The organism is Pontibacter sp. LHS2 (assembly GCF_058932845.1).
In genome coordinates, this window is sequence record NZ_JBZYWG010000002.1 from 500,100 (window position 1) to 525,393 (window position 25,294).

The following is a 25,294-nucleotide window of genomic DNA, read 5'->3' on the forward strand; positions in this document are numbered from 1 at the left end:
ATACGATGCTAGATAATATAACCCCATTCTCAGGCGAGAAGCTTACGTTCACAAAGCTGTTTACAGAAAAAAACTATGCGGTAGATATACCAATCATACAACGTGACTATGCGCAAGGAAGAAAGAGCTCCAGTGAGGTTAGGAACCTTTTCATTGATACGCTTTATGACCACTTGCAGACTGGTAAGAACATTGATCTGGATTTTGTATATGGCAGCTTAAAAGGTTCAGACAAGACTAAGTTCATTCCTTTGGATGGGCAGCAACGCCTGACTACCCTCTTCTTGTTACACTGGTACCTAGCCAACAAGGATGGCAGCTTTCAGGTTTTCAAGGATATTATATCTGACGAAAAAGGAAAGTCCCGCTTCACTTACGAGACACGCACTAGCTCGGGAGAGTTTTGTGATGCACTAATTAAGTGTGATCTAGATTCAATGGACTTATTGGGGGCTGATGTAAATAAAAACAACAGTCTCTCAAAGACACTTCAGAACCTCAATTGGTACTACCTGTCTTGGAACAATGACCCCACGATAAAGTCGATGCTAACCATGCTGGACTCTATTCATGAAAAATTTGCCGGCACCACCGGTTTCTTTGGCAAGCTAATCGATACACAAAATCCGGTTGTTACATTCCAATTCTTGGACCTAGGGGTGCTTCAGCTTACAGATGATCTATACATAAAGATGAACTCTCGCGGAAAGCAGCTGACGCCTTTCGAGAACTTCAAAGCTAAGTTTGAGCAATTCATCAAGGATGCTGACTTCAATTCAAGGTACAGCTATACCCTGAAGTTTGGCTCCACAGATAAGCAGGTCAATGTTCAGGAGTACTTCTCCCACAAGATTGACACGGAGTGGGCTAACCTCTTTTGGATATACAGGGATAAGGCTACCAATCTATTTGATGACCAGCTCATGAACTTCATCAGAGTGATTGCCACCAACCATTATGCAAGCGAGAAAGAGGACAAGAAGCTGGATAAGCTTAAGATTCTACTTGGAAAAGATCCTGAAAATAAAAACGAGAAGGCTAAACCAATCACGTTCTATCAGTACGCCGAATTAGAATCCCTTAATGAGAAATTGGTGATAGACCTTATTTCTATACTTGATATCCTTAGCCAGAACGATGGCAGGCTCAGGTGTTACCTTTCTGGCAGTACGCACTTCGAAGAGGAGCCAATATTTGAGGAGGTAATTGATAACAGTCTCAATTATACACAACGAATCAAGTTCTTTGCTTTTTATGGGTACCTAACCACCAACGGCTCTTCAGACGGCCTTACAGAGTGGATGCGCGTAATACACAACCTAGCAGAAAATACTATCTACAACAGCACCATTGACTTTGCAAGATCCATAAAGTCAGTCAAGTCTCTCCTGCACTTTAGCTCAGACATCCTCACCTATTTGGCTGCTCATAGCAGCAAAGACATCAGAGGTTTCCTGGATATCCAAGTGGCTGAAGAAATAATAAAAGCCAAGTTGATTCTTAAGACTGATGCGTGGAAGAATATTATTTTAAAAGCCGAGGCTCATCCCTACTTCAATGGCCAGATAGGGTTCCTCCTAAGTTTTTCAGGTATCCAGGCCTATTATAAGAACTCCAACAACTGCGATTGGTCTGATGCAGAAAACGCACAGTTCATTTTCGCATTCAATGAATACGCTGGAAAAGCGGCGACTGTATTTGGAAAAGGAGGTGTCATTGATCTACATGAACATATCTGGGAACGGGCATTACTTTCGAAGGGGGATTATTTATTAAGCAAGGACAAGAACTATAGCTTCTTAATCAATGCAGACAGGGATATCAGCTGGAAGCGCTTGCTGAGAGATGGTAACGCAGGAAAAAGAAAATTTGTGCGAGAGTTGTTTGATGATCCTGAGTTCAATTCAGCTGATCTAATTAACTCTCTCGATACCATTATCACCCAAGCCGACATCCAAGACTGGAGAAGACACTTCGTCAAAGTATCAGGCATGTTTAACTTCCTTGGTAACAAAAGATACATTAGGTGGAATTCCCCTGATAGCATCTACCTGTTGGAGAAACAGCGCATGAGTGGCAAGCACGCTGAATACTATTCTTATGCTTACTACTTAGATAGCTTAAAAGGCAAGCAGTACCTTCCGTTTTCAAAATCATGGTATTATGCTGTAAGTGGAGAAGACGAAAGACCTTGCGCTGTCATCGATGACTGGAAATTTGATAAAGAGTCTCAATATGCGATTGATATTTTCTATTCGTCACAGCAGGTATTCAAGGTGAAGCTCTTCAACAGGAAGAAGAAAGCTGTTGATACAACTGTTACAGCTATACTGGAGGCAAACGGCTTTAAGGCTGAAGACAACTGTTTTTCTGTTTCAAGAGCTTCTGATGAGCTGGACGAGTTTATTGTCTCACTCTGTGACTCTTTCCGAAAGTTGGTAGGCCTACCCAATGATACAGATGATGCAGAAGACTTAAATAAATCTACTCCGACTACACCTTCTCCAAGCACAGGGGGGTTAGTGTATAATGCCACTCAGTTCAACGATAATTTTGCCTTCACTTCTTTTGTGACTCATGAATTAAGGGAGAAACTTAAAGGACTGGGTTTAGCAGATAAGATAAGAGTTGTTCAGTGTGGCGAAAAGGGTGATGGGAACTTCAGTTGGATATATCTCAGACCAGCTACGGACCATAAGCCTACCACCCAGATTATTCCAAACGGCTCAAAACATCTGGCAGATTCAACATCGCTTTTAAATGATGTGAAGGACATACTTAACTCATTAGACAAAAAAATTGAATCACAGCGAGATGAGATGGGTCTCTAAATGAAGCTCTTTGTAAATAAGAATTCTCAGGCTAGCTTTTTCCTAGCTTAAAAATCAAAAGGCTGTCATTGTGCTACAATGGCAGCCTTTTTTATAGATATAGAAAGTCTCTTGATTCTACTTCACCCAGCACTAAGACCTCTAGATAGGCAGCTAGTTTCTCAAGTCACATTATGTGATGTTTAAATGTATATACCAGATGATAAAAGTTAAGCTACTATATCCGCTCGATAATTTAGAAGAGGAAATCTCCTCTGTCCCTCTGCATGAAGTAGTCATTGACTGGCACCTGCCTTTCCTACCTAGAGCCAGCGAATCCTTCAACCTGGAGGCGTATGTCGATTTTGAGGACGATGTCCAGTTTGTGCTCGGATGGACAGTGCAGCATGTGGCATGGGAAAGGGATGACAAAGAATCTCTCTACCCTGCCCTTTATCTGACTAACATACGCTCCTATGAATAGCGGTAGGTCGTGCCGCAAAGTGTGACACATGAATTCATACAGCAATCAACCACTCAATTTCTCTTACTAAAAAGATGACGCAAAGAAAAAGTATATTCAAACTGACCTTATCAGAACCCCTTTCAGAGGAACCCCTGGAGGGTCCTGTCCCCGTTCCTGCTGTCACACCCAAGCCTGTAGCTGAAATGTCACAGGAAGAGCTAAGGCAGGCGCTGCTTGGCATAGAAGTAGAATTATTCAAAATGAGTTTTAGGGAGAGTGAGTCGGACGCATCAATAACAGCTCGATACCTTTCCCGATACGAGGATCCGGAATATAAACTGATGGAGCAGCGCTGGAAAGAATTTACCGGCAGAGACTGGCTGGACGAACTTTCTTAGCATTTATCAAGCTTGTCACAGTTTGACTTTCTCGATGGTATATAGGTCACACTAAACCTAAATACTAGAAGATGAAACGACACAGACAGATTTGCGCAATGACGTTAGCCACTATCCAGTACCACCAGATAAGCAATTTAGACTCTGATAAATTAGGGGATCTTATTGTCTCAGTCACCATGGATTTCCTTTTGCACACAGATGCTTATCAGGATGATGACATAGTGTTCGATGAGCAATTCTATTTGAAACGCTATTTCGCCAAGTACCCGACCCCTAAGTTTGAGAGACTCTTACAAGAGTGGAAGGAGCGCAATGGCTCATGCTGGTATAACTTATAGGGGTAAGCATCAACCCCATATCCCTGTCACAATAAATTCTCATCAGTAGAGTCATTGTCTTTAACCGAAGCCTTATGAATATAGAACTAGACACCTTTTTAGCGACAGTAAGAGACCAATTACAAGAGCGCAATATCGAAATAGCCGACATGCGAAAAATGAGCAACCGGGAGATTCTTGCTTTTGGTCCAGAGGAGTACAACGCGGTTATAAATGCCAAGCTCGACTATGTCGGTATGCTATCTGACTTTGTTATCGCAACCTCCTTAAAGGTGAACCAAGGCATACCCTTGGGAGATGTGCTAGCCCAATGGCTAGAATTGGGCGACAGCTCAGGAGATGAGTTTAATCGGGCACTGATCCAACTGTGTTGCCAGGACATTCTAGACAGGTATATTTACTTGGATGGTATGATGACTTAAGCAGGACTTCAATTTTTAGCTTATTTACACGTTTTCCTTTCTCTTTTAGATTGTGTGATAAAAGGAGTGGCCGAAAAAGGTTTATATTTTCAAACCAGGCAAGACTAATACTCATGGCTACCTATAACACTACACCACCTTTGCATGGGAAATTGTTTCAAACGCAGAAAGTCCGTGTGAACTATGAGTTATTCTTCGCGCGAATACAACACTAACAAACGTAGTTCTTTGATATAATAGCTACTTACAAGCCTTGAATATATTTTCTGATCCCATTTCGAACGCAGAAAGTCCGTTCAGCTTTTGATTTAAGATTTACAGTTTGCCTAAATTCTCTTACCCTACAAGCATATTAATACCTACTGTGAATTGAAGGGTGATTTATAATTAGCATACTCTAGATTTCCAGCCAATAACCTTTTACAAACGCGCGTTCATAGAACGTTAAAGCAACACATTCTGAAGCTAGTTCGATTTAAAATAACTTGGATAGTAAAGTAGTGTGGGCAGGAAGAAGTGTAAGACTTGTATACATATAAAAATAAAACACTTAAAAGTGCTCGACTTTCGAATGACTTTAACATTTCGGGCGTAAAACCGACTGTTTAAAATACTTTTAGTCTAAATATCTGAAAAATGTTATTCATCAGTCTTCTGGCTCTTTAACATCCTTTCCAACAGCTCATTTTTTTCCCGTTCAGCTTTTAACAAGGCATCATAGAGCTCCACGATTTTCTCGATGGGATTGAAAGTACATTGATGTAGCCCACTATAGTTGCTAGATGACCCTTCATAGTTATTTTGCACATTAAACATTGCCCCTTCTTCCGAGAAATTCTCAATGGCTTCAGGTGTCACGCCAAGGGCTTTTGCGATCTTCTCCAAAGTAGATTTGTCGACCTCCTCGTCTTGCTCAATTCGGGAGATGTTCTGCTGTGTGGTGCCTAGCTCGCTGGCAAGAGCGGATTGCTTCACGCCCAAAGCAGTACGCATTCTGCGGACGTGGTCGCCCAGGTGGATCGGTCGTTTTCTGGTTGCTGTTTCCATATGATTAATTTACGAATTTCTTATTAAAATACCAATTAATAAGTTCTTGTTTTTCATAAGCAGAAGATTGTCTTTTACAAGTGCATCACCTGCCCATTTAGCGTGATTTCGCTTGTATCTTTGCTGGTTGTATCTTTAGGCTGCTAAACAACCGCTATAAAGATAGAAGGTATTCGGAGCAAATCAAAAACGGGCAAGTCTTACCTACTCTCCTCATTCTTTTCAGCTTCCCTTGGCAGATAACGGGGAAGCCGGGAGGATTCGGCAGCGCAGTTAACTTCCCGGCCGCTCCACTCACAGCTCAGTTCCAGGGAAAACCCAGCTTCATTAGCGTATCATCTGTCACTGTTTCGGTTGCCGCTCCCGCCTTTGCCAGGGGCCTGATGTACACCAGGCTTTTAGAGGAGGGATCGTAAGAGGGCAGGTAGTATAGGTAACCCCACCTGTCCAGCTCCCGGATACAGCGGTGGTAGGTGGCGCGGGAGCCGATGCACGCCCAAGCCATCACCTCCTTCCTGTTCACCCGGAAAGCCCCACAGCCTTGGCTTCTGATCAGCAGGGACAGGTACAGGCTCAGGTGCGGGTGGCGCAAGCGCCTGTCCCCTTTGAACTTCCTGAGGAATATATCCAGCTGAGCACTTATCTCCATGACCGCACCTCCTTCCCGTTGAGTAGCCTTGAGATATCCTCTTGGCGGTAGTAATGGGTGCCCCCGACCTTGACAGAGGGCAGCGTGCCCTCCACCCGCAACTTCTGCAGGGTGGAAGGAGAGACCTGCAGCATGCGCCGCACCTCGGCGGACTTGAGCACCTTCTTCGGCGCCTCGGCCTGCTGCTTTCCGATCAGCTTTGCCAAGTCCTCCAGCAGCTGCCGGTGGGCCTGGAGCAGGTCCTGTTTGGTGATGATTTCTACGGGCATCGTTCTATTTGCTTTGGTTACAGGATGAAGATGCCCGCTTTCCTCTTCCCTTTTTCACATGGAGAACCCAACTTGTGAAAAACAATTTTACCGAGTAGAATACAAGCAAGGTGCCTTTCCTTCAGGATTAAAAACCAATAGATCCGCCTGAACCGGGTATTCCTACAGAAAAGCAGCTACATCATCAGCTTTCACCTCGCCCCGGCCGAGCTTGTGTTATTCTCTGCACCGTATGCCCAGATTTATCATAAAGCAGGAGTAGATGACGCCCTACAATCACTCACGTCTCAAAAGCTTGCCCCCTCCTTCGGCAGGAAAAACACGCTTCGGCCTGGTGCAGCGAGCAAGATGTATTTTTGCATACAAAAAGCCTTCCACGGGTGTCGGGCCCTGTGGAGCTTACCTCGGAACTCGGCGCTTCTCTTTCTTAGGTTGGCAAAGGAGCAGCAGGATATACAGCCTGCCCAAACAGCGACAAACCTTCTTGGCCTGCACCCTACTGCACGGGCACCTCCTTTCCATTCTTGTCAGGATAATGGTTTTTCCAGTGCCTCTTCAGCTCGCCAGTCCTGCTGTGCGCCTCCACAGGCGTGAGCATGTCCACGCTTAAGTGTGGGCGCTGATAATTGTAGATGCTCACAGCCGTGGCCATGGCTAGTTGGGCCGCCGCGAAGCCTGGGTACACCGTCTCCAGAAGCTCCTGCTTGAGGACGCCATTCACCCGCTCGGCCAGCGCATTCTCCAGCGGGTAGCCGCTTTGGGTCATGGAGATGGCGATGCGCCGCTCCTGCAGCAGCCTAACATACCCTTGGCTGCAGTACTGGATACCCCCTATCAGAGTGATGGGTCAGATAGCCTTGCATGGGGCAGTTGGCAAGGACCATCTCCAAAGCCCGGATGCATCCCCCGGCGGCAAGATCTCCGCTTAGGTAAAAACCGACGATCTTGCGGCTGTAAGCATCGGTGACCAGGCTCAGATAGGCAAAGCCTTCCTCCAAGTTAATATAGGTGATGTCACTCATCCAAAGCTGCCCGGCTGCCTTGGGCACAAATGGAATATCATTTTCTGCCTTAGCATGTAGAGACGCGTGAGGATTATGAAATTATTATTAAATAAAGAACATAGTGAAGTATAATAAGTAATTAATATATTTAATGGATAGTCTTCCATGTTATAATCCTTTCACTAATATGAGAAAACAAGCAAAAAACTTTCTGCTGCTCCTCCTGATGCCGTTGCTCTGTTCCTGCCCGGGCAGCGTAGATCCTATGCCGGAATCAGCTTATGCTCCCATTCTGATGAGCCGGCAGCAGCTCGAGTCCTCCATTCTAAAGAAGGAGCCACGGACGATCTCGAACCCTGGTAAAATTTACCGCTACGGCAGCTATATACTTATAAACGAGCAGTACAAAGGCGTGCACATCATCAACAACCAAAATCCGAAGATGCCTGTGAATATGGCCTTTATTCAGGTGCCAGGCTGCGTGGATATGGCCGTGAAAGATGACGTGCTGTATGTGGATAATGCCGTAGACCTTGTTGCCATAAAATTAAGCGGGATGGAGGATATTCAGGTTGCCAAGCGTGTGCGCGATGCGCTGCCAAGCCTGTTGCCACCAGATAACCTGGAAGTATACTATAACAGGGCAGGCGCTCCGGAAGATGCCATTGTCGTAGGTTGGGAACTTAGAAAGCCGGAATAACATGAAAAGACTTCTACACATCGCTTCTTCCGTTCTGGTTTGCATGGCAGCCATTTCCTGCACCAGCGATAACGCTGCCTCGCCCTCGGCGGATGGCGCACAGGGCCAGGGTGGTTCTATGGCCAGGTTTGCCATCAGCGGAAATCATTTGTATACGGTAGATCACTCAAGCCTGAATATTTTCGATATTAGCACACCCGAAGACCCACAGCAGGGGCAGTCGCTCCCGATAGGGTTTGGCATCGAAACGATCTTTCCTTTTGAGGATATGCTTTTCATTGGCACCCAAACAGGCATGCACATTTTTAGCGTCAAAAACCCGGCGTTTCCCCAGCATATCTCGCAGTATCAGCACGTGGTGAGCTGCGACCCCGTGGTGACAGACGGGCGCTACGCCTACGTTACCCTTAGCACCGGCACTGCCTGCAGGTTGGCCATAAATGAGCTGCAGGTGATTGATCTGCAAAACATAAACGATCCGACACTCCTGAAGCAGTACAGCATGACGAACCCGAAAGGTTTAGGTTTAGCCAACACCAGGCTATTTGTATGCGACGAAGGGCTGAAAGTATACAATGCCACCGATGTAATGAACCTGGAGCTGGAGCAACACTTCCGGATAAACGCTTTTGATGTGATACCGGATAACGGCAGACTGCTGGTTATAGGCAGTGATGGCCTTTACCAGTACCAGTATGAGGATGAGAAACTGGTGTTGCTGAGCACTATTTCAATCAAGCCGGCTATCTAGCCCAAAACAATCTCTTATGATGCTAAAAAGGGTTGCTGTTGTCGTTATACTTCTTTTTTTCTCTTCTCTTCTACAGGGCAACGCACAGGCTTTAGAGGCTGCTCCTGATAAAACCATAAGTATAAAATTCAGTCCGCAGCATTTGCTCATAAACGGCTTGCACCTGTACCTGGAGCGCATTCCGGAGCAAGGGAGCAGGCATGGCTTTGTTTTCTCACCACGGGCTTATAATGGTAAAGCGAAAACCGTGGATCTTTTTGCGGGGCGTAATTGGGAAGACAGGGAGGATGACCGTGTGTTAGGTTATGGTGCAGAGGTGCAGCACAAAATCTACATGAACAACTACACCAGCCCAGATAAAAGCAGGGTGTACTTGGCCTATGGCGTTAATTACCACCATTTTAATTTAGAGTTCAAAAGAGAGGGCTGGGTTAAAGAAATGGACCCGGAGGGTTTGGAGGTATACAAATACCGCCTCCGGCCTTTTAACGAGAAGATCAACCGCATAGGAGGGGTGGCTTTGTTTGGCCTGCAGGTTCCTGCATTGGATGGCCACCTCCTGTTTGATTTTTACTCCGGGGCAGGCATCAAAAACAGCTCTATCCAAACTGATTATTCCCATGAGCGCTACAACAGAAATGCCATGGACTATGGCTATTCCGGCTTGCATTTGCTGCTCGGGATAATGATCGGGGCGGCTTTCTAATCTTTTTCGCGAAACATGATTCCCTAAGAAGCTGTTTTAAATTGGATGTAGGGGAATAAAAGTAGTGCCCACTTTGGTTAAGAAAGCATACATAGAATCTGCTATATTGAGTCATGGCTAAAAAAATTACATTGGCTTAATCTACAATCCTCACTTTCAATTAAAAGGCTAAAGATGGCTTCCGACCAAAATTTTGTGGACTTTGTTTTAGAGCAAATCAAAAATGCAGGGAAAATAACCGCTAGAAAAATGTTTGGTGAATACGGTATTTATTCTGATGAAAAACTATTCGGACTAATATGCGATAATAAACTATTCATAAAACCGACCAGTTCCGGACGAGAATTTATAGGGAGTGTTGTTGAAGCACCTCCGTATGAAGGCGCAAAACCAAGTTTTTTAATAGAAGATAAAATCGAAGATAGTGAATGGTTAAGTGAACTGGTTAAAATATCTGTGAAGGAATTACCAGCACCTAAACCGAAAAAGAAAAAATGAACACCGGAATCAAACGGGCCACAGCTAACAAGGCATTGCCAAAGGCGGGCCTGAACAGCTTCTATTTGATAGTTGTGCAAAATCCAACTTCTGCTCCGCTATTGAACATTAGTGCTGAAAATCCCCGACCTCGGCAATACCCGAACCGCTGAGCTATTAATCCTTTAAAGTTCTCCTGAAGCATTCCCATTCGTCTCATAAAACCCCTCCTTTTCTGAGACTGTGCAAGATGATTTGCATTGGTATACTTATGGTATTGCAAGGCAACAATGTTGTAATGCACTTTCCGGAAGCACTTCGGCAACGCCCCTAAGGTGCATGCTCAGAAATCCGACCTCTACCTTTCTTCATCCCCGAGAGCTTTTCAGATGCAGCACAATATCTTTCTGGAGCACAGAAAAACAGGTAAGAGGATAATCATCGATCCAAGTATAAGCCTCACTAGGGTCTGAATAAGGCTGACACAAAGCAAAGGGTGGCAGAGTCGGATATTGTCAGCTTCTCAATTTTAAAACTGCCTAATAGTAGATATAGTCTACCTCGACAGCAGGGTATAAAGCAAGAACCAAGTTGCTATTTCCTAAACTATGAGTATTTTTAAGCCATAGTATTTGCAGTTACTTTGCAGCATATCAGGCGGTGAGTGATTCGGTGAGTTACTCAAATTGTAAGTTTTAAAGTAATGATAGTCAGCTGGTAGTGCGGATAAAGAAAATCCCTGCATGAACATTCCATAGAAAACCTGAATGCGATGCTGCCTGATATGGAAAGTTACGGAGAAGGAGGGTACTTCATTCTTACCGTTGGTGGTAACTACGGAGCAAGTCTTATTCTTCTTGATATCTGGAATAAAGAAAACTTTCCAGTGAATGGATAAATATTGATTGGTATACCCGCACGGGATGTGGTGTTGGTAACTGGAAGCAATGATGCAGAGAACGTAGCAAGACTTGTTGAAACAGTGGCAGAAATCAATGAGAAGGGTGACCACATCGTTTCCGATAAAGTGTTCAAGTTGCAGGATGGCAAGTTTGAAAAGTGGATGTAATGCGGTTGTTGGTGTTAATTAGCCGAATCTGGCAACATCTGTTACTTTTTGATGTGCAATAAGCTTTTCCACAGTCCAGATTCAGCGTAGTGCTTTATCACGTTGTTTCGCTCCACCAGCAATCGGGTCATGTACCTCTTAAGAAAAAGATTGTCAGCGAGCATACCGCAAATGCCGAAAGGGGAGCTGTAGTCAAACACATCTCGCATCAATGTGATACCGTTTCCAGATTCCTGGAAGTGGTGTTCATGTTTGAAACGCTTGAAAGCACCCTCTACCATTTCATCTGCAAAATAGTAGGGTCGTTCATATTTGGTGATTTTGGTCGACAGGTGCTGCCAAATTCCCAAATGCTTTGCCCTCCACGTTACGTACTCTCCGAGTCCTATAAGCCCCGATGTTACGCCAGCAATTGCCCGTTCGCCTGTATGCTTGGTCGAGATAACATGTAAGTCTATGCTTCTGGATAAGTCGAAGCATATTTCCACTGGTGCGTGAATGGCTGTTTCTAGGCTTATAGTGGGCATAGGGATGGCGCTCTGGGTTCTCTATGTTAATTTACAAAAACCTCTTTTACCCTTTCTGAACGCAGCATATATGGAATCACGATGATGCTCATCACCGCTACCCTTACCAGAGAAAAATAGTCAATCTGCTCTGGAAATTTGGAAGACAGGGCAATAGAGATAAACACAATGTAGACCAGATTCAGCAGAAAAAACGAGATGAAAAGCAAAGGTGTCCACCGCTTTCTGGCAAAAAAGCCCACCGTGGTCGCAACGGTTATCACGACCAGAAGAAGCGCATAAATCAGGTTAGCCAAGTCGAATGTGGCGTTCTGAATCAACCCCATGGCTGCTTTCAGCCCATTATAGGCTACCATAAACAGCAGGAGGTAGAGCCATAAGCCGTAACCAGTCTTCCTTCCCTCGTCTTCGAAGGCGTTCTCGTTCAAGATACTTTTCATACTCGCTTAGGCTATGCTGTTCTCGATTTCCTCCCGTATCACCTGAAATTCACGCCCTTTAATCACCCCAAGTTCGAAGAGCCAAGCGAACTTGTTCATTTCTTTCTGTGGGTCATTATCGTAGTCAATGCTCAGGTACCTGTCCTGAAGATAGCTGTTTCTGTTCTTGTAGATGCGCTCAACCACCTCATCATGCTGTTTGTCTTGCAGGATGAATAGGTTGATGTCGCCAGTGGTCTTGATTACAGTAAAGGCAGCCTTCGACCTGTGGTACAGGTAAAAGAAAGTTGGGCAGGCGAGTATAAAAATCCATGCCCAGAGCTTTGTACCATAGAAGATGTTAATCGCCAGGAACAAGGCACCCACTACACCAGTATAGATGGCGTTGTTCTTAAATGCCTTGTTGCTTTCGTAGAACTCGTACTTTTCATTCAGGATGTTCTCGTATGTCACCTTCTCGGTTCTGTTGGTGGTCTCGTCCTTTATAGTATAGGTGATATAGCTTTCCCCAAGCTCAACGGAGATGTTGTTTTTGTTCTTCTTCTGGTGAAAAATCATGGCTATTGGTGTGGTGGGTTTAATCTCGGATTTCTTCTCTGACAGGCTTTACATCCTGCGGTATGTCAGCCTCGGAGTTCACGGGAATGTAGGCTGCATCGAACGAGCCTTGGTAGTGGAAAAGCCTGCCCCAGACTTTGTTTTTGACCTCGACTGATATCTTGAACCTGTTCTCTGCATCATCAAACCACTCGCACACATCCGCATAGCCTGAAAACAACATCGGGAACTTAAAGCCGATGATGCCCTCGTAGAAGCGCTGCTCACCAGAGCGGAGCCTTAAACCACCGTTCTCTGTTACAGAGAACTCTATGTCCACAGCCAGGTGCTGGTGTGTGCCAAGGTAGTCTATTACCTGCTTCCGTTTCTCGCTGTAAATCATGGTGGCATCAAATCGTCTTACCTTATCGGGGAACTGGTACTTCCGCACCCACGTCACCGTTTCCCTGCCGAACCTGTCAACGTAAGCAAAATTCTCAATGGTAAAGGGGATGTTGATGCCTTTCTGCGGGAACATGATGTTGCGCCACGTGCCGACATAGAGGAAGGGTAGGGTGTATAGTTTGCCGTAGCTCACCTCGTGCATGATACCCCTGCCGATAGAAGCGATTCCATCCTTGCTGCTGAAACCGAAACGCTTCTGTATCTGGGGGTGCAGTTTTTCAAACTCCCTTCCCAATGCTTTCTGATAGATTGATGTCATTTCCGTTGTTTGGTGATACAGTTGGAGGCTCTTGGTACATGCTTTATGTTTATGATAGCAACTAATGATAGCCCTATCATGGCGAAGTTGAGGGAGAAGGGATTGAACGGCAGCGTATAGATAGAGGTATCACTGAGTAAGGCTCCCAAGCCAAGCAGGGTCAGGGCAGCGATGTTGATGCCGTGTACCAACCTTATTTGAAAGAATAGCAGCACAATACCCCAGGCTATTTCGGCAATGCCGACAGCCATCAGTACAGTTTCCTCAAAGCCCGTTAAAAAGCCAGATTGCCGAAGAATCTCCAATTCGCCCGTGTCGGTGAAGAGCAGCTTCGGTACGATGCCTTGGTAAAGCCAGATAACTGACAGTATGATTGAAGAAAGCAGCACCGTAATATGTGAGGTGATGGCTTGCTTTGGGTGTACACCCTTCTCTATCCAGTTCTTGAGGCAGTCAAAGCTCCAAGCCGTTGCCCAAATCATCAGAGGTCGAAAGATGAGCTTGTCGATGAGTTGTCCAAGCTTTCCCCAGCGGGTTTCATAGTCATATCCCGTGTAGAACCTTACTCCGTTTGCCTCAGGCTTGTATTTCCAGTAACCTGAGCCTTGCTTGATGAGTGAGATACTGCTGTCGGATGAGAACCTCAGGACAGACGTGCTTTCTCCGTTTGTTTTCGTCTTGGTCGCCACGCTTTCACCGACTCCGCTTACATTTATCCCAAAGCCTATGTCGGTGGAGTAATGAAACCGCTGCAAGTCATCCGCCTCTTCTTTGGGGAGGTACTTTATTTCAGAGAACCTTAAATCCCATTGTTGGTGAATATGAGGCTCCTGCGTATAAGCCCACAGGGTATCGAGACCGCAGTCAATCTTGGTTTCAATGTAGAGGAGTTTCCTTACCACTGGTCAATTATATGGAGATATCTACGACTGCCTTCATTCGTAAGAGGATGCAGGAGACATGCTATCTATCCAATGAAACAGGAATTGAATATAGTGAAAAATATCAACTCCAATTTGTGCCTTTAGCAATAATTGTAGAGCTGCGCTAACGAAGGATTAATTTGAAAATGACTCTGGCTGATACAGTGAATTGAGACTGTAAGGGCTTTGTAAAGGGTTTTTAGTAGAGTCTTAGATATAACAAATTGAATCATCGGCAATCAGCTTTAATTAAACATCAAAGCCATTTAATCAAACATTTCAAAGATTTGAGAAGATTGAGCGATCAGGCTTGGTTCAATCAAGCCTTCTTCTTATACTTTGACAGCGAAGGGAGCAAACTATAACTTGCGTCCCCGGCCTCGTTTCAATTTTGGCTTTGCCTGTATATCCTTGATGTCGCTCAAATCTCTGGCTCTTCCAACCACTTCCTTATTTTGGATGAACTCACGGAGGCCTATATAGGCTACCTCCAGCCCCTCTAGCTCCACCTTTTCTCGGTTACCGTAAGCTTCCTGGAAAGTGACGCCGTCAATGGTGTTGAGTATGTCGATTCGCAACGGAGGGTAGCCGATTTGAGTTACGTAGCCTTCTTTTAGGAAATCCTGCTTCTCAAAGCCGAGAGAGGCAAGACCGAAATCCTTTAGCACCTGCAGCATACGCTGTGCATTCTCCTCAGAAACCTTTATCCAGATATCCAGATCACCCGTGTGGCGCGGTCTTCCGTGGAAGGCGAGCGCGTAGCCCCCGACCACCAAGTACTCTACCCCGTGCTTGTTCAGCAGGCCGATGAACTCCTCGAAATCCCTAGCTAAGACCATGAGAAAGCTTTCTTTTAGTCACAGCACTTTTGTCCATCCTTTGCCCCGGCTTGAGGAACTGGGAGATGATGAAGGTGACTGCCTCTATTCGTTCTCTTGGGGAGCGGCTGAGCCAGTAGAGCAGGTCCTCCTGCTCATCGATCTCTTTTATATGACCTTTTCGTACGACAGCTTGTATACGCATGGTGCTTATTTATATGTACTTAGGACAAATCGATGATGCCCATTACAAATATACTAAATTAATCAGACTCTAGTTGTGATGCAAGAAGGGGTTGGTGCCTATCGTAGGATATGGCTGGCGCTAATTTCATAGGCTTGGCATGACATGAGACAAAAGCATTAATTTTAGTACATGAATCATAATATATGTACCACCATGGTACATGTTCTTCTCTTCATGTCCCAACTTAGTACACGTACGGCGTACAGGCTGAGGGCAAGTGCCGCAAGGCCAGCTATACAAGGAGTAGATACTTTCATGTTCCCTTATCATCACCAATATCTGATTAAAATAACACCCTTTTCCACTCGATCAGACACACCGTATCAACGGTGAAGGAAAGTGCCGCTAAGTTTTACCTTTACAGTAAATTTAGTGCCTGCTCTCCGTCTGGACAAGCCCCCACCCGTGCCCAGAGGCTGAGGCGGTGCATCTCCAATGAACTAACAAAGTGACCTTATTTCACGCTTTCCTCGTGAGTCTGTCCCGAAGCTGCTGCATGTCCTCCCCCACCTTCCGGTCCAGGATCTTGGCGTAGTGCTGGGTGGTCTTGATGTTGGTGTGGCCCAGCATCCGGCTCACCGTCTCGATGGGCACCCCGTTGGAAAGGGTCACAGTGGTGGCGAAGGTGTGGCGGGCGATATGGAAGGTGAGCGTCTTGCGGATTCCGCACACGTCGGCGATCTCCTTGAGGTAGGCGTTCATCTTCTGGTTGCTCAGCACCGGCAGCACCCTGTCCTGGTAGAGGCACTGGGGATGGTCCTGGTACCGCTCCAGAATCGCCAGGGCCACGGGCAGGAGCGGGATGCGGGAGGGCGTCTCCGTCTTCTGCCGCCTGGTGAAGATCCACCGCTCCCCGTCCATGCCCTCCCCTATTTCGGTGCGCTTGAGCTGCTGCACGTCCACGTAGGCAAGGCCGGTGTAGCAGCTGAAGAGGAACACGTCCCGCACCTGCGCGAGCCGGTCGGTGACGAACTCCTTCTCGGCCATCCGCTGCAGCTCGGCCTCGGTGAGGCACTCGCGCACCACCTCCCGCTTGCTCATCCTGTAGCCCAGGAAGGGGTCGCGCTCTAGCCAGCCATTCTTCAGGCACAGGTGGATGACCTTCTTGAAGTTGGCCAGGTACTTCATCGTGGTGTTGTGGGCGCAGTTGCGCACGGTCTTGAACCAGAACTCGTAGTCGGTGATAAAGCCGTAGGAGAGCTTCTTCACGTCGATGTCCTCCATGCCGAACTTCCACCGGATAAAGTCCCGGGTGTGTTGTAGGGAAGTTGCGTAGCGGTCCATGGTTCCCGGGGCGTAGTCCTTGCCCACCAGCTGGGCCATCTGCTCGTTGTGCATTCGGAACACCTCTAGCAGCATCACCGGCTTCTCCTCCACTCCCATCCACTTCTCCTTGAACGTCTCCACATTGACGGGTCTGCCTTCATCCAGCAATTCCCGGTGATGGGCGTAGGCCTTGGTCCTGAGGGTGTCTAGATAAGCGTTCACGCTCCGGGCTTCCGCCGAGCTGCCCTTCACTTTGCCTGCCTCGGCTGACCAGCGCTCTGGTGAGACGTAGCGGTGGGTGCTGAGCTCTAGCCGCTGGCCATGCAATGTGACGCGCAGGTAAATTGGCACAAGATTGTCTTTGGTAGTCTTGGCTTTCCTGCCGTAAAACAGGATACTAATTTTAGTGTCCATTATGTCCCTCCTTTTATACTTAAAATTAACAATCAAACCAAGGCTCCACAAGATGTAAAACAACTGTACATCTTACTTAAAGCCAGATAGTTAAACACTAATTCGGGTACCCGGAATCGAAACGGCTTCGGGTACCCGAATTTGCTGCCTCAGAAAGGAGAGAAAATGTAAAATTCAGGTAGGACTAAAAACAAAAAAGCCCTTAAATCGCTGATTTAAGGGCTTTTTATGCTAACTGATAAGTTATTCCGCAGAGAGTGAGGGTCTCGAACCCTTCCATAAACTACTGATAATCAATAATATAAAACACCTTATAAATTCGACTCACCGAATTACGCACTAACTTTTTTATCTCAGTTTAGCTGCAAATGCTTCTACTTAAATTTACACATCTTTTTTATTAATTTCAACCGGAAATTTAACTCACAAACATGTTGGCTCCAACTCATATCTGAGACCTTCCAATAGTAGGTATATTTAACTTCACACTAATAAACTGCTACTATTTAAATAAAATTATGCCCTACCCCCTACAACTACTCCAGGTTCAGGAGACCACGCAAGTGCTCTACTGAACCTGGATCAAGCTTACTTCCTTCGGAGCAAAGACCCTTTGGCGGTTCAGACGCAGGTCCTCCATACAGCCAACTAGCTTGTCCAGGCATTCAGCTGCCTCCCAGACCTGGAAACGGTTTGGAATGCAAATCCAAATCCTTAGCAATATCACTTAGACAAAGAGCGGGCCTACCTGGTTTTACCAGTGAGCTCCGCCCTTTCTTTTGCCCTGGCTTGCCACTCAGCTGCAGGGCTACTCTCCTTCCACGCCTGTTTCCGATAATCTATCGATTAATGATAACACTACAGGCTTTTCTCCCAGGTAAATGATGCGCACCTGGCTTTTGGAACCAGGGTCATAGGATGGCACATAGCGGATATACCCCCAAGCGGCCAGCTCCAGCATACAGCGGTGATAGGTGACGCGGGAGTTGATGCGGGCGCATAGCATCACTTCTTTCCGCTTGACTAGAAAGGGGGTTTCACAGCCCTGGGCCAGCAGCGCCATGTACAGGCTCAGGTGCGGTCGGCGCAGGCGCATGTCCCGGCCAGCTTTTGCATAAAAGCACCTCAAGTGCAGCCCCAGCTTCATGACCTGCCCTGCTTTCCGTTGAGCAGCCTGTTGATGTCCACCATGCGGTAGTAGTGTATGCCGCCGACCTTGGTGAAGGGCAGCGTGCCCTCTACCCGCAGTTTCTGTAGCGTGGCGGGAGATATCTGCAGCAGGCGCCGCACATCGGCCGACTTGAGCACTTTGCCCGGCACCTCGGTCTGCTGTTTTCCTATCAATCTAGATAAATCCTCCAGCAGCTGCCGATGGAAGGCGTGCAGGTCTTCTTTGGTGATGATTTCTACTGACATAGCTTTACAGTTATTGGATACATAATCATTATTCCTGCTCCTACCCCTGCTTTTCACAAGCGGGATTTAACTTATGAAAGATATTCTCACACATTATCAGCAATTAATTTTTTTAAAAGTCAAGACAGATTTCGCCTCCGCCAGTACGTATTTCAGCATCCTTAATTCGAACTAGTGAAAGCGAATCCACGGTACTTATAGACTGTTTTTATGGAGTATCTCACTTATCTTGTCATAACCAGGTATCATAATAGAATGGAACATACCACTTCGCCCTGAAATTTACTGTTCACATGGTTGCTTCAGCCGCCCATAAGCCCAGGTAAACCCTACTTCGCCTCAATCGATTAAAAGATGGTACATACCGCAGATACCCATAGACATGCAGCTCACGCAGGACTCTGTGGTAAGTAGCGCTGCCGTAGATTTTAGCAAAGGGCATTATCTCCCGGCTGTACGCATGCACCGGATCCACACAGCCGGCTTCTTCCCACCGCTGGTAAAGCGCCCCATACAGGGCGATGTGGGACATCCCAATACGTGGATCATGCACCACCCGCTCGAAGAAGTCCTTTAATACCTGTTCCTTCCTTGTATTTCCAAGGCTGCGAATTTCGGGATGAGGAACGCACATCTCTCGTTCAGGATCCGATTGACTTCCCTCGCCGCTTCCCCTTTTGTCGGGGACCATCCTCTTCCCTGGCTGTCGGCTGCTGGTGCTTTTTGTTCGTGCCTCCCTCTTTTAAGTGCTGGCTGGAAGACTGTCTTACCCTTCGCAACTGCTCGTCATAAATGTGGACGGACTTGAACTGCGGACTTACCTCTAAAAAGTGCTTTGCCTCCCTGCCATCTGTTTGAAGAAGCGTAACCGGATGCAGGTTGCCTTTGCGGAGTGACTCTAATATACGAGTCTTGTCTTGCTCGTTCCCCAGTTCCTTTATGGGCAGGCCCGACAGGACACGTTCCAAATCAAAGCCATAATTCTGGTGAAACTGCCTGATAGCAAAGTTGCCATTGCCCTCCGCTTGCTTGAAATCAAGCTGAAGCCAGGCGTTGTATACCTGCCCCTCTTTATTAGTCAGGTCCTTGTTCACGGCTCTCCCACTTAGCAGGTTATAGGCCTCCTTCAGCGTGATATTGTTGCCTTTGTTAATATAAAAAGTTTGCTCCGTAATTTTCATCGGATCCTCCGGACGTAGTACGACCAGGTACTTATTGAAAAAATACATATCCTGCTGATCCGACTTCCGAAAGTGCAGCACCGAAGCGGTTCTGTCTTTCCCGAAGGTGGCGTTGTGGAACAGCTCAAAGGATGCGGCCCCTTGCTGCATCTTCTCCCGCAGCTCTGACTGCAGGCCGTCTCCGAAACCCGTATAGCGCACCTGATCCCGGAGGTACTCCAAATTCTTCTCGTTCATCGTTCTGCTCTTATAGTTGGATGGGTTGTTGTGTTCCTAATTTATCTTCCAGAGCTATGGCACGCAGGAGCGTCCTGCTGCGCAGCTCCAGTTGGAGGTGCCTTCCTCCCTGCTTTTCCAGCAACTGCACACAAAGCAACTGACTGTCTTGGAATGTCATTTTCGGCAGTGCGACCACAACTACCTTTTCCTTGTGTGCCGCGATCGGTTGCATGGCCCCTGACGGGTACATGGGTGCTAGATCAATCTCCTGAGAGGCGGTTCGCCTGGTAAGCTTCCGGTCCCGGATTGAAAAGCGCAGCTGGTCCGGGTCGTAGCTGATACCGGAGGCATTGCGCAGCCGCAGGCGGAAATACATCACATCACCTTGCAGGAAGATGCCCCTTAGTTGCAGCTCCATCCCCTGTCTTTTGTCCCGGGCCCAGGCACGCATTACTTCCTGATCCGCCATTTGAGCCGCCACCTGCTCCAGCCCGGGTTCGGCAAAACCGTTGCCGGTCGCCTGGGCGACCGCTCGCTGCCCCCCCTGCGTTTTCCCAATCTCCAACGTCAACACGGCGGGGTTGTCTGCATATGTTACCACAAAGGGATAAAGGGCGCCGTCAGCCGTAATCACCGTCAGGTTTGTCTCCCGGAATCGGGCTCTACCCGCTTTCACCCGCAGCACGTTATCAGCAGGAGTGGCGGATTGCGCCAACAGGTCATGGCTGCCCCTGTCCACACTTTTAATGGGGGCGGGAAAAACAAGATGGGTCGTTTTGTGCTCCGAAACAGCCAGGGGAGTGGACCGGATGACGGCCGTTTCCCTTTCAAACAGGGGGTGCTGCGCCTGCACGGTGAGGGTGCACAGCCATAGGGACATGCTAAGGATAAATGTCAAATGCTGCTTTTTCATAAATGCTGGGTTTAATGTGAATAAGGATCTGTTTTTAAAGTATGGGAAGCGCAGGGCTACCCCCCATTGCGAAGGAATACCTGGTAGCCCGCGTTGACCGTCACACGTACCTGGCGGGCTTTGCGGCCCAGCAGGCTTCGGGCCGCTTCCATCCCGGTACTGGCGGCCTGCAGCTCCAGGGTGGGATGGGGCACCTGCAGGCTGATGCCACGCAAGGCACGCTCAGTGGACTCCTGCACGGCATCCTGTTTAAACCCACCGGGGATTCGGATGCCTGCCAGCCCGTCCATGTCATAAACAGACAGGGCCACCGGGATCACAGCGGCCTCCGATCGGATGCCCTGGATGGAGATTAGCAGGCGCTCCCCCTGCAGGGAGGCAACACCATACACAAAACTGTCTTTTGCCAGCAGCACACCACTGAGGAAAGCCTCCCCGGTCAGCCGCAGCTTCACCGTGGAGCCGGCTGTCACTGTTTGCTTCTCGTGCACTACCGCCGGCAGTGCCGTCTGCCCCTGTCCCTCCGATTCAGGCGACTCCCAGGCCAGGAAAGGTATTGGCGCTGAGTCCTGTGCTATGCCCTCCCCCGAAAGCACGGAAACCTGAACCTGCCGCGCTACCGGGACCACGGGAAAGACCACGCCTCTGCTTTCTTCCGAGTGCTGTTTGATTTTATCCCGTACCCGCTCCGGATGCTGTATATCCAGAATCTTTTCCAGCATGCCGTTGAGCTGGAGCAGCTCCGGGTCTGCACCCCTGCTTTCCGGCTGGCGCTCCAGGAACTGCCCGAGCCGGGACCGGTCAGGCGCTTTGGCGGGACTTGCAGGACTGGTAGAAGGCAGGCGTCCTGTGCCCTTCCCGGGCATTTTGCCCTGCGGCTGTGCTGCGAGCAGAGCCTCTAGTTGCTCGAGTTTGCGGTAGGCAGCGGCCTGCTCGCTTGCTAGCGTGGGGTACCCGGTGGGCTCCTGGCTTATCATGGCTGCACTGGTGGTATCAGCTGTCCGATACGCCTGCTGCCCGGGGAACGTGCCTTGCACCATCTCTCCGAAAGCATAGGCTTCTTTCTTCTGTAGCTCCCGCCACTTGACAGAATCAGTGGCCGCCTGCTGATAATATCCCAGTTTACCGCGCTCCGGGCCTGACGTCAGGCTGGCCTCAGGAAGCGCCTGGTTGATCCCCCCGCTTTCCAGTACCCGGGCTTCCCTATGATTGCCCTGACCGCCTCCCATCAACCAGAATAACAGGGTTGTAAAAGGCAGCACCAGAAGTGGCAGTACCAGGAGGAAGCGTCGCCGGCGGAGGTAGTCTGTTGGGTTTTTGCTATTTTCCATGATCTTTAGATTTGGTGTTTCATGCACTGTCTTGTGTCCGCAGAGCACTTATCCCTAGCGGCGCTCTGTTTTTAAGTCCCGGTTCTCCAGTGTCCGCCATCGCTCAATCAGGAAGCCGTGTGGGTTATGCTCGGACCGACTGACCTCCCGCAGGTAGCCTGCGGTCACCAGGCTTCTGGTGACCGTGCTTGTCGCGCGTACAAGTTGCTGGGTTGCATAGCAGCGAAAGTGATAGGGAACCTGTCGAAAGTCCAGCTGTACGCTGTCCACCCGGACCCGCTGACTGATATTGCCCGCGATGAGCCGCGCATAGTAGCCGCGCTCTCTGAGGTTGTCATACTCGCGCTTGGCGGAGGCATCCGCCAGGTAGAGCGCCTGGGCCAAGTTGGACTGAATCACCCCGTCATCCGGGTCCAGGGTGAAGAAAAGCCTGTGGAAGTTTTTCACGTGCTCCTGCGCCTCCACCGGGACATTGTCTTTGCGGTCAGCGGCCAGCGCCTCCAGGGCCCGGCCGTTGGCCAACACGTACACCCTGTCTTCTATCTGCGCTACCAGCGCCTGGCTCCGGTGGATGGCAAACCCGCTCAGCAGCAGGCTGCCCACGACAACAAGCATGGTGAAGGAGCGCACATAGCGGAAGGCGGTGTCTATGTTTTTCATTTGTCTGAACATTTTCTGGATAAGTTTTAGAGAGTGTCACTTTCCTGCTAGTTTATTTTCCATGTAGCCCGCCTGGTCACCATCGGCGCTCCCGTCCCTGAAATAGCCTGTGGTGGTGCCGCTGCTGCTCAGGCTGCCCGACATCCTGGCTGCCGCGTTCCCCATGGCGTCGGCGGCCATGCCCGTCCCACCGGAGACAGTATGGGCTGCGCTCCTGGAAGAGGCAATGAAGAGCTGATTGACTTTGTGCACCAGCGTATTGCCCCCGCTGGCGTGCACAATGTAGTTGGCGACGGAAGGCACTGTAAAATAACCGACGATCCCGATGACCAGGAAAATCAGGTAGGCCGTGTCGGTGGGACTGAAAAAGGTACGGCCGGTCTCCTCTGCCCGGGTGATATCCAGGCTGAGCATAAGCTCCTGAATTTTACCCAGCATAGCGCCGAATATATTGGCCACGGGCAGCCACAGGAACACGTTGACATAGCGGGCGAGCCAGACCGTCAACGTATGCTGGAACCCGTCGAACACGGCCAGGCCAAACACGAGCGGCCCCAGGATGGCGAGCACCACCAACTGGAAGGTACGCACCGTGTTGATGCAAAGGGCGGCGGCTTCAAACAGCAGCCGCAACACCTCGCTCATCCACTCGCGCACCGAGCTTCTGAAACCGTAGGCGGCTTTTTCCATCGCGAAACGCATGTCGTTGCCGATGCTTTCAAGCAGGCCCTCCCCTTCCGGGTCCTGGTCATCGTGTGTGTACTTATACCAGCGCTCCCGGTCGCCCCCGCCTGTCTCTCCCACGTACACCTGCCACTCACTTGTCTGGCGAAGCGCCGCCTCCCGCTGTTGTAGCAACGTCTCGATCGCTTTGTCACTGTCGCGCACCATCTCCGATGTGGCGGTCGCCACTGGCTGCAGCACCCCGTTGAGCAGGTCCAGCACAGCGGGGAAAACCAGGATGGCAAACCCCAGCACAAAGGGGCGTAGCAAGGGGTAGAAATCAACCGGCTCCGCATTGGCGATGTGCCGCCAGACCCGGCTTCCTATATACCAGAGGGCCGCAAAGCCCGCTATTCCCTGCGCTACTCCGATCAGTCCGCTGCACAGGGGCACCATTTCCTCGTAGAGCTGGGCAAGCGTCTGGTGCATGCCCGCCGTGCCTGTTTGCTGCGCCTGGGTCAGCATAGGCCACAAGAGGCCCAGCGCCGTCATCAAAACAAATCTTCCTGCATTTTTCATCCGCCCGTATTAAGGTGTTATGCCATACATTCCGCGGACTCCCGCTAGCTGGCGCCCCTCCCGCGCACGCTGCAGTGCCAGTACTGCCATGTTTCTGTTAAAGGCCCGCTGGGCCAGCACCAGCTCCTGCATTTCCCGCCAGATGGCGTCGATGGCCTGCAAGCGCTCTTCCTCCGACATCCGCAGCTGCCTGGCGGTCAGCACCCCTGTGAGGGACTCCAGTTGCTCGAGGCTGTGACGCAGCATCCTGCTATAGACCCGGTCCAGGTAACGGACCTCCTCCGGGCTGAAAGCGCCTTCCCTTCCCAAGCGTTTGATGGCACTGCCACTTTCGCGCACCAGCGTTGCCTGCAGGGACAGGATTTCCCCCACGCGCCGGTACTGCCGCACGGCGGGACTCACTCCCAGCAGGCCTTCCAGGTAGTTGTGGTGCAGGCTGAAGTTTCCCGCATGCACGTCCCGTATGGTTCTGTAACCCGAAGTCACCAGGGCATAGCCTTTCTTCATGTCAGCCAGAATCTCCTTGTGCTGGGCAAGTTTTTCCACGTTGAGCAGGAGCTGTTGGATCTCATCCGTCTGCGCCCACAGGCGTGCACTGCAGAGCAGGTAAAGCAGTAGAAAACAGGAAAGCCTTTTCATCGCGCATCCGGTGTAAAGCCATGTAGTCTGCGGTGCCTCTCCCATGCTTCTAGCTCTTGCCGGCGGATGGCAGCCAGTAGGCGCACTTCCTCCTCCAGTCTTCTGGCTACGAAGTAATGCTCCTGTAGCAGTCGATGCAGGGCCTCCACCAGTCTCAGCCTTTCTGCTGTGCCCATCACCCAGTAATCGGGTGCCGTCAGTGCCCGGAGGTCCTCCACCAGCTGGCCGCTTTCGGTGAGCAGCCGCTGCGTGACCCGCTCCATGTAAACAGCCTCCTCCGCTCGGAACACCTCCCGGTCCTGGGCCAGGCGTCGTGCCTGCCGGCAGAGCCGCACCATCCCATCGCCGAGCACCAAGGCGTCGGCCAGTTTCCAGTAACTGGAAAGGGTCGGGTCCACCTGCCGCAATGACTTGAAAAATTCCAGGTGGCTCCCGTACTCAGCCGAATTCTCACGGCCAATTACGCGAAGCCCCTCCTGTGTGATATCATATCCCTGCCGGGCGATGTCCGCATACAGCCTCAGGGCGGCTAGCTGCTCCAGCAGGTAGGCCTGCTGCGTCTTTTTCTGCTGCAGCCACTCCCCGGCTGTCTGGGCATGTGCCCCGACAGCCAGCAGGAGCAGCAGCAAAAGCGTTACTGTTTTTCTCATGGCATTCAAATTTTAGATTTTCGTTTGTGTTTCCTTAC

The 25,294-nt window shown here is 49.3% G+C and carries 33 protein-coding genes; 11 read left to right on the forward strand and 22 right to left on the reverse strand.

Annotation, left to right across the window (positions count from 1 at the left end):
- Positions 1 to 5 precede the first annotated feature (5 nt).
- From AC5FX6_RS10845 to AC5FX6_RS10865, 5 genes are all read left to right on the forward strand, one after another.
- The gene (locus AC5FX6_RS10845; protein WP_493597071.1) at positions 6 to 2,831 is read left to right on the forward strand and encodes a DUF262 domain-containing protein; all 2,826 of its coding nucleotides are present in this window, start codon (positions 6 to 8) and stop codon (positions 2,829 to 2,831) included.
- 199 nt (positions 2,832 to 3,030) lie between these two features.
- Positions 3,031 to 3,294 carry a hypothetical protein gene (locus AC5FX6_RS10850; protein ID WP_493597072.1) on the forward strand — a complete coding sequence of 88 codons (264 nt, stop codon included), beginning with the start codon at positions 3,031 to 3,033 and terminating at the stop codon, positions 3,292 to 3,294.
- Between the two features lie 74 nt (positions 3,295 to 3,368).
- The gene (locus tag AC5FX6_RS10855; RefSeq protein WP_493597073.1) at positions 3,369 to 3,674 is read left to right on the forward strand and encodes a hypothetical protein; all 306 of its coding nucleotides are present in this window, start codon (positions 3,369 to 3,371) and stop codon (positions 3,672 to 3,674) included.
- A 71-nt stretch (positions 3,675 to 3,745) separates the two neighbouring features.
- The gene (locus tag AC5FX6_RS10860; protein WP_493597074.1) at positions 3,746 to 4,015 is read left to right on the forward strand and encodes a hypothetical protein; all 270 of its coding nucleotides are present in this window, start codon (positions 3,746 to 3,748) and stop codon (positions 4,013 to 4,015) included.
- A 74-nt stretch (positions 4,016 to 4,089) separates the two neighbouring features.
- Positions 4,090 to 4,437 carry a hypothetical protein gene (locus tag AC5FX6_RS10865; protein ID WP_493597075.1) on the forward strand — a complete coding sequence of 116 codons (348 nt, stop codon included), beginning with the start codon at positions 4,090 to 4,092 and terminating at the stop codon, positions 4,435 to 4,437.
- Positions 4,438 to 5,076: 639 nt separating this feature from the next.
- On the opposite strand, the gene AC5FX6_RS10870 is transcribed toward AC5FX6_RS10865, so the two are convergent.
- The 5 genes from AC5FX6_RS10870 to AC5FX6_RS10890 all read right to left on the reverse strand — a co-directional run bounded on the left by AC5FX6_RS10870 (position 5,077) and on the right by AC5FX6_RS10890 (position 7,451).
- Positions 5,077 to 5,484, reverse strand: coding sequence for a helix-turn-helix domain-containing protein (locus tag AC5FX6_RS10870; protein WP_493597076.1), 408 nt, complete (start codon positions 5,482 to 5,484; stop codon positions 5,077 to 5,079).
- Between the two features lie 301 nt (positions 5,485 to 5,785).
- Complete coding sequence (locus AC5FX6_RS10875; protein WP_493597077.1) at positions 5,786 to 6,133, reverse strand: hypothetical protein; 348 nt, start codon at positions 6,131 to 6,133, stop codon at positions 5,786 to 5,788.
- Complete coding sequence (locus AC5FX6_RS10880; RefSeq protein WP_493597078.1) at positions 6,124 to 6,402, reverse strand: helix-turn-helix domain-containing protein; 279 nt, start codon at positions 6,400 to 6,402, stop codon at positions 6,124 to 6,126. Before AC5FX6_RS10880 ends, AC5FX6_RS10875 begins: the two co-directional genes overlap by 10 nt.
- A 496-nt stretch (positions 6,403 to 6,898) precedes the next feature.
- Positions 6,899 to 7,246 carry an integrase core domain-containing protein gene (locus tag AC5FX6_RS10885; RefSeq protein ID WP_493597534.1) on the reverse strand — a complete coding sequence of 116 codons (348 nt, stop codon included), beginning with the start codon at positions 7,244 to 7,246 and terminating at the stop codon, positions 6,899 to 6,901.
- The gene (locus AC5FX6_RS10890) at positions 7,200 to 7,451 is read right to left on the reverse strand and encodes a DDE-type integrase/transposase/recombinase (RefSeq protein ID WP_493597079.1); all 252 of its coding nucleotides are present in this window, start codon (positions 7,449 to 7,451) and stop codon (positions 7,200 to 7,202) included. Before AC5FX6_RS10890 ends, AC5FX6_RS10885 begins: the two co-directional genes overlap by 47 nt.
- Before the next feature lie 142 nt (positions 7,452 to 7,593).
- On the opposite strand from AC5FX6_RS10890, the gene AC5FX6_RS10895 reads away from it, so the two are divergent.
- From AC5FX6_RS10895 to AC5FX6_RS10915, 5 genes are all read left to right on the forward strand, one after another.
- Positions 7,594 to 8,106, forward strand: coding sequence for a hypothetical protein (locus AC5FX6_RS10895; protein WP_493597080.1), 513 nt, complete (start codon positions 7,594 to 7,596; stop codon positions 8,104 to 8,106).
- A gap of 1 nt (position 8,107) precedes the next feature.
- Positions 8,108 to 8,857 (forward strand): LVIVD repeat-containing protein, encoded by a 750-nt coding sequence (locus AC5FX6_RS10900; protein WP_493597081.1) that lies wholly within the window; start codon positions 8,108 to 8,110, stop codon positions 8,855 to 8,857.
- Positions 8,858 to 8,873: 16 nt separating this feature from the next.
- Positions 8,874 to 9,563, forward strand: coding sequence for a hypothetical protein (locus AC5FX6_RS10905; RefSeq protein WP_493597082.1), 690 nt, complete (start codon positions 8,874 to 8,876; stop codon positions 9,561 to 9,563).
- A 174-nt stretch (positions 9,564 to 9,737) separates the two neighbouring features.
- Positions 9,738 to 10,061 carry a TfoX/Sxy family protein gene (locus tag AC5FX6_RS10910; protein ID WP_493597083.1) on the forward strand — a complete coding sequence of 108 codons (324 nt, stop codon included), beginning with the start codon at positions 9,738 to 9,740 and terminating at the stop codon, positions 10,059 to 10,061.
- 880 nt (positions 10,062 to 10,941) lie between these two features.
- A complete protein-coding gene (locus AC5FX6_RS10915; RefSeq protein ID WP_493597084.1) occupies positions 10,942 to 11,109 on the forward strand; it encodes a hypothetical protein in 168 nt (55 codons plus the stop codon).
- Positions 11,110 to 11,150: 41 nt separating this feature from the next.
- Here the strand turns inward: AC5FX6_RS10915 and AC5FX6_RS10920 are convergent, their stop codons facing one another.
- The 10 genes from AC5FX6_RS10920 to AC5FX6_RS10965 all read right to left on the reverse strand — a co-directional run bounded on the left by AC5FX6_RS10920 (position 11,151) and on the right by AC5FX6_RS10965 (position 18,421).
- Positions 11,151 to 11,636: an SRPBCC family protein gene (locus tag AC5FX6_RS10920; protein WP_493597085.1), complete on the reverse strand. Its 486-nt coding sequence runs from the start codon at positions 11,634 to 11,636 to the stop codon at positions 11,151 to 11,153.
- Between the two features lie 26 nt (positions 11,637 to 11,662).
- The gene (locus AC5FX6_RS10925; RefSeq protein ID WP_493597086.1) at positions 11,663 to 12,076 is read right to left on the reverse strand and encodes a DUF2569 family protein; all 414 of its coding nucleotides are present in this window, start codon (positions 12,074 to 12,076) and stop codon (positions 11,663 to 11,665) included.
- A 6-nt stretch (positions 12,077 to 12,082) separates the two neighbouring features.
- Positions 12,083 to 12,634, reverse strand: coding sequence for a hypothetical protein (locus AC5FX6_RS10930; protein ID WP_493597087.1), 552 nt, complete (start codon positions 12,632 to 12,634; stop codon positions 12,083 to 12,085).
- A gap of 19 nt (positions 12,635 to 12,653) precedes the next feature.
- Positions 12,654 to 13,337: a DUF4166 domain-containing protein gene (locus AC5FX6_RS10935; RefSeq protein WP_493597088.1), complete on the reverse strand. Its 684-nt coding sequence runs from the start codon at positions 13,335 to 13,337 to the stop codon at positions 12,654 to 12,656.
- Positions 13,334 to 14,239 (reverse strand): DoxX-like family protein, encoded by a 906-nt coding sequence (locus AC5FX6_RS10940; protein WP_493597089.1) that lies wholly within the window; start codon positions 14,237 to 14,239, stop codon positions 13,334 to 13,336. The genes AC5FX6_RS10935 and AC5FX6_RS10940 overlap by 4 nt, the downstream gene beginning before the upstream one ends.
- Before the next feature lie 380 nt (positions 14,240 to 14,619).
- A complete protein-coding gene (locus tag AC5FX6_RS10945) occupies positions 14,620 to 15,099 on the reverse strand; it encodes a nucleotidyltransferase (protein WP_493597090.1) in 480 nt (159 codons plus the stop codon).
- Entirely contained in the window at positions 15,086 to 15,283 is a 198-nt protein-coding gene (locus AC5FX6_RS10950; RefSeq protein ID WP_493597091.1) for a hypothetical protein, read from the reverse strand. The genes AC5FX6_RS10945 and AC5FX6_RS10950 overlap by 14 nt, the downstream gene beginning before the upstream one ends.
- 501 nt (positions 15,284 to 15,784) lie before the next feature.
- On the reverse strand, positions 15,785 to 17,005 hold the full coding sequence (locus AC5FX6_RS10955) for a site-specific integrase (RefSeq protein ID WP_493597092.1): 1,221 nt from the start codon (positions 17,003 to 17,005) through the stop codon (positions 15,785 to 15,787).
- Between the two features lie 808 nt (positions 17,006 to 17,813).
- On the reverse strand, positions 17,814 to 18,101 hold the full coding sequence (locus AC5FX6_RS10960) for a hypothetical protein (RefSeq protein WP_493597093.1): 288 nt from the start codon (positions 18,099 to 18,101) through the stop codon (positions 17,814 to 17,816).
- A gap of 47 nt (positions 18,102 to 18,148) precedes the next feature.
- Positions 18,149 to 18,421, reverse strand: coding sequence for a helix-turn-helix domain-containing protein (locus tag AC5FX6_RS10965; RefSeq protein ID WP_493597094.1), 273 nt, complete (start codon positions 18,419 to 18,421; stop codon positions 18,149 to 18,151).
- Positions 18,422 to 18,803: 382 nt separating this feature from the next.
- On the opposite strand from AC5FX6_RS10965, the gene AC5FX6_RS10970 reads away from it, so the two are divergent.
- Positions 18,804 to 18,998 (forward strand): hypothetical protein, encoded by a 195-nt coding sequence (locus AC5FX6_RS10970; protein ID WP_493597095.1) that lies wholly within the window; start codon positions 18,804 to 18,806, stop codon positions 18,996 to 18,998.
- 64 nt (positions 18,999 to 19,062) lie between these two features.
- On the opposite strand, the gene AC5FX6_RS10975 is transcribed toward AC5FX6_RS10970, so the two are convergent.
- The 7 genes from AC5FX6_RS10975 to AC5FX6_RS11005 are packed head-to-tail and all read right to left on the reverse strand — an operon-like array spanning position 19,063 to position 25,256.
- Positions 19,063 to 19,839, reverse strand: a complete 777-nt coding sequence (locus AC5FX6_RS10975) for a hypothetical protein (RefSeq protein ID WP_493597096.1) — start codon at positions 19,837 to 19,839, stop codon at positions 19,063 to 19,065.
- A gap of 10 nt (positions 19,840 to 19,849) precedes the next feature.
- Positions 19,850 to 20,734, reverse strand: a complete 885-nt coding sequence (gene traN, locus AC5FX6_RS10980; RefSeq protein ID WP_493597097.1) for a conjugative transposon protein TraN — start codon at positions 20,732 to 20,734, stop codon at positions 19,850 to 19,852.
- 56 nt (positions 20,735 to 20,790) lie between these two features.
- Positions 20,791 to 22,065, reverse strand: coding sequence for a conjugative transposon protein TraM (traM, locus tag AC5FX6_RS10985; RefSeq protein ID WP_493597098.1), 1,275 nt, complete (start codon positions 22,063 to 22,065; stop codon positions 20,791 to 20,793).
- 54 nt (positions 22,066 to 22,119) lie between these two features.
- Positions 22,120 to 22,725 carry a conjugative transposon protein TraK gene (gene traK / locus AC5FX6_RS10990; RefSeq protein WP_493597099.1) on the reverse strand — a complete coding sequence of 202 codons (606 nt, stop codon included), beginning with the start codon at positions 22,723 to 22,725 and terminating at the stop codon, positions 22,120 to 22,122.
- A 36-nt stretch (positions 22,726 to 22,761) separates the two neighbouring features.
- Complete coding sequence (traJ, locus tag AC5FX6_RS10995; protein ID WP_493597100.1) at positions 22,762 to 23,967, reverse strand: conjugative transposon protein TraJ; 1,206 nt, start codon at positions 23,965 to 23,967, stop codon at positions 22,762 to 22,764.
- Between the two features lie 9 nt (positions 23,968 to 23,976).
- On the reverse strand, positions 23,977 to 24,606 hold the full coding sequence (locus AC5FX6_RS11000) for a TerB family tellurite resistance protein (protein WP_493597101.1): 630 nt from the start codon (positions 24,604 to 24,606) through the stop codon (positions 23,977 to 23,979).
- Positions 24,603 to 25,256 (reverse strand): hypothetical protein, encoded by a 654-nt coding sequence (locus AC5FX6_RS11005; RefSeq protein WP_493597102.1) that lies wholly within the window; start codon positions 25,254 to 25,256, stop codon positions 24,603 to 24,605. Before AC5FX6_RS11005 ends, AC5FX6_RS11000 begins: the two co-directional genes overlap by 4 nt.
- Positions 25,257 to 25,294 lie beyond the last annotated feature (38 nt).

Excerpts from the sequence above, each read along its gene's own strand:
- AC5FX6_RS10845 (WP_493597071.1), top strand. The coding sequence starts at position 6 with ATGCTAGATAATATAACCCCATTCTCAGGCGAGAAGCTTACGTTCACA.
- AC5FX6_RS10850 (WP_493597072.1), top strand. The coding sequence starts at position 3,031 with ATGATAAAAGTTAAGCTACTATATCCGCTCGATAATTTAGAAGAGGAA.
- AC5FX6_RS10855 (WP_493597073.1), top strand. The coding sequence starts at position 3,369 with ATGACGCAAAGAAAAAGTATATTCAAACTGACCTTATCAGAACCCCTT.
- AC5FX6_RS10860 (WP_493597074.1), top strand. The coding sequence starts at position 3,746 with ATGAAACGACACAGACAGATTTGCGCAATGACGTTAGCCACTATCCAG.
- AC5FX6_RS10865 (WP_493597075.1), top strand. The coding sequence starts at position 4,090 with ATGAATATAGAACTAGACACCTTTTTAGCGACAGTAAGAGACCAATTA.
- AC5FX6_RS10870 (WP_493597076.1), bottom strand. The coding sequence starts at position 5,484 with ATGGAAACAGCAACCAGAAAACGACCGATCCACCTGGGCGACCACGTC.
- AC5FX6_RS10875 (WP_493597077.1), bottom strand. The coding sequence starts at position 6,133 with ATGGAGATAAGTGCTCAGCTGGATATATTCCTCAGGAAGTTCAAAGGG.
- AC5FX6_RS10880 (WP_493597078.1), bottom strand. The coding sequence starts at position 6,402 with ATGCCCGTAGAAATCATCACCAAACAGGACCTGCTCCAGGCCCACCGG.
- AC5FX6_RS10895 (WP_493597080.1), top strand. The coding sequence starts at position 7,594 with ATGAGAAAACAAGCAAAAAACTTTCTGCTGCTCCTCCTGATGCCGTTG.
- AC5FX6_RS10900 (WP_493597081.1), top strand. The coding sequence starts at position 8,108 with ATGAAAAGACTTCTACACATCGCTTCTTCCGTTCTGGTTTGCATGGCA.
- AC5FX6_RS10905 (WP_493597082.1), top strand. The coding sequence starts at position 8,874 with ATGATGCTAAAAAGGGTTGCTGTTGTCGTTATACTTCTTTTTTTCTCT.
- AC5FX6_RS10910 (WP_493597083.1), top strand. The coding sequence starts at position 9,738 with ATGGCTTCCGACCAAAATTTTGTGGACTTTGTTTTAGAGCAAATCAAA.
- AC5FX6_RS10920 (WP_493597085.1), bottom strand. The coding sequence starts at position 11,636 with ATGCCCACTATAAGCCTAGAAACAGCCATTCACGCACCAGTGGAAATA.
- AC5FX6_RS10925 (WP_493597086.1), bottom strand. The coding sequence starts at position 12,076 with ATGAAAAGTATCTTGAACGAGAACGCCTTCGAAGACGAGGGAAGGAAG.
- AC5FX6_RS10930 (WP_493597087.1), bottom strand. The coding sequence starts at position 12,634 with ATGATTTTTCACCAGAAGAAGAACAAAAACAACATCTCCGTTGAGCTT.
- AC5FX6_RS10935 (WP_493597088.1), bottom strand. The coding sequence starts at position 13,337 with ATGACATCAATCTATCAGAAAGCATTGGGAAGGGAGTTTGAAAAACTG.
- AC5FX6_RS10945 (WP_493597090.1), bottom strand. The coding sequence starts at position 15,099 with ATGGTCTTAGCTAGGGATTTCGAGGAGTTCATCGGCCTGCTGAACAAG.
- AC5FX6_RS10950 (WP_493597091.1), bottom strand. The coding sequence starts at position 15,283 with ATGCGTATACAAGCTGTCGTACGAAAAGGTCATATAAAAGAGATCGAT.
- AC5FX6_RS10955 (WP_493597092.1), bottom strand. The coding sequence starts at position 17,005 with ATGGACACTAAAATTAGTATCCTGTTTTACGGCAGGAAAGCCAAGACT.
- AC5FX6_RS10960 (WP_493597093.1), bottom strand. The coding sequence starts at position 18,101 with ATGCGCCTGCGCCGACCGCACCTGAGCCTGTACATGGCGCTGCTGGCC.
- AC5FX6_RS10965 (WP_493597094.1), bottom strand. The coding sequence starts at position 18,421 with ATGTCAGTAGAAATCATCACCAAAGAAGACCTGCACGCCTTCCATCGG.
- AC5FX6_RS10970 (WP_493597095.1), top strand. The coding sequence starts at position 18,804 with ATGCAGCTCACGCAGGACTCTGTGGTAAGTAGCGCTGCCGTAGATTTT.
- AC5FX6_RS10975 (WP_493597096.1), bottom strand. The coding sequence starts at position 19,839 with ATGAACGAGAAGAATTTGGAGTACCTCCGGGATCAGGTGCGCTATACG.
- traN (WP_493597097.1), bottom strand. The coding sequence starts at position 20,734 with ATGAAAAAGCAGCATTTGACATTTATCCTTAGCATGTCCCTATGGCTG.
- traM (WP_493597098.1), bottom strand. The coding sequence starts at position 22,065 with ATGGAAAATAGCAAAAACCCAACAGACTACCTCCGCCGGCGACGCTTC.
- traK (WP_493597099.1), bottom strand. The coding sequence starts at position 22,725 with ATGAAAAACATAGACACCGCCTTCCGCTATGTGCGCTCCTTCACCATG.
- traJ (WP_493597100.1), bottom strand. The coding sequence starts at position 23,967 with ATGAAAAATGCAGGAAGATTTGTTTTGATGACGGCGCTGGGCCTCTTG.
- AC5FX6_RS11000 (WP_493597101.1), bottom strand. The coding sequence starts at position 24,606 with ATGAAAAGGCTTTCCTGTTTTCTACTGCTTTACCTGCTCTGCAGTGCA.
- AC5FX6_RS11005 (WP_493597102.1), bottom strand. The coding sequence starts at position 25,256 with ATGAGAAAAACAGTAACGCTTTTGCTGCTGCTCCTGCTGGCTGTCGGG.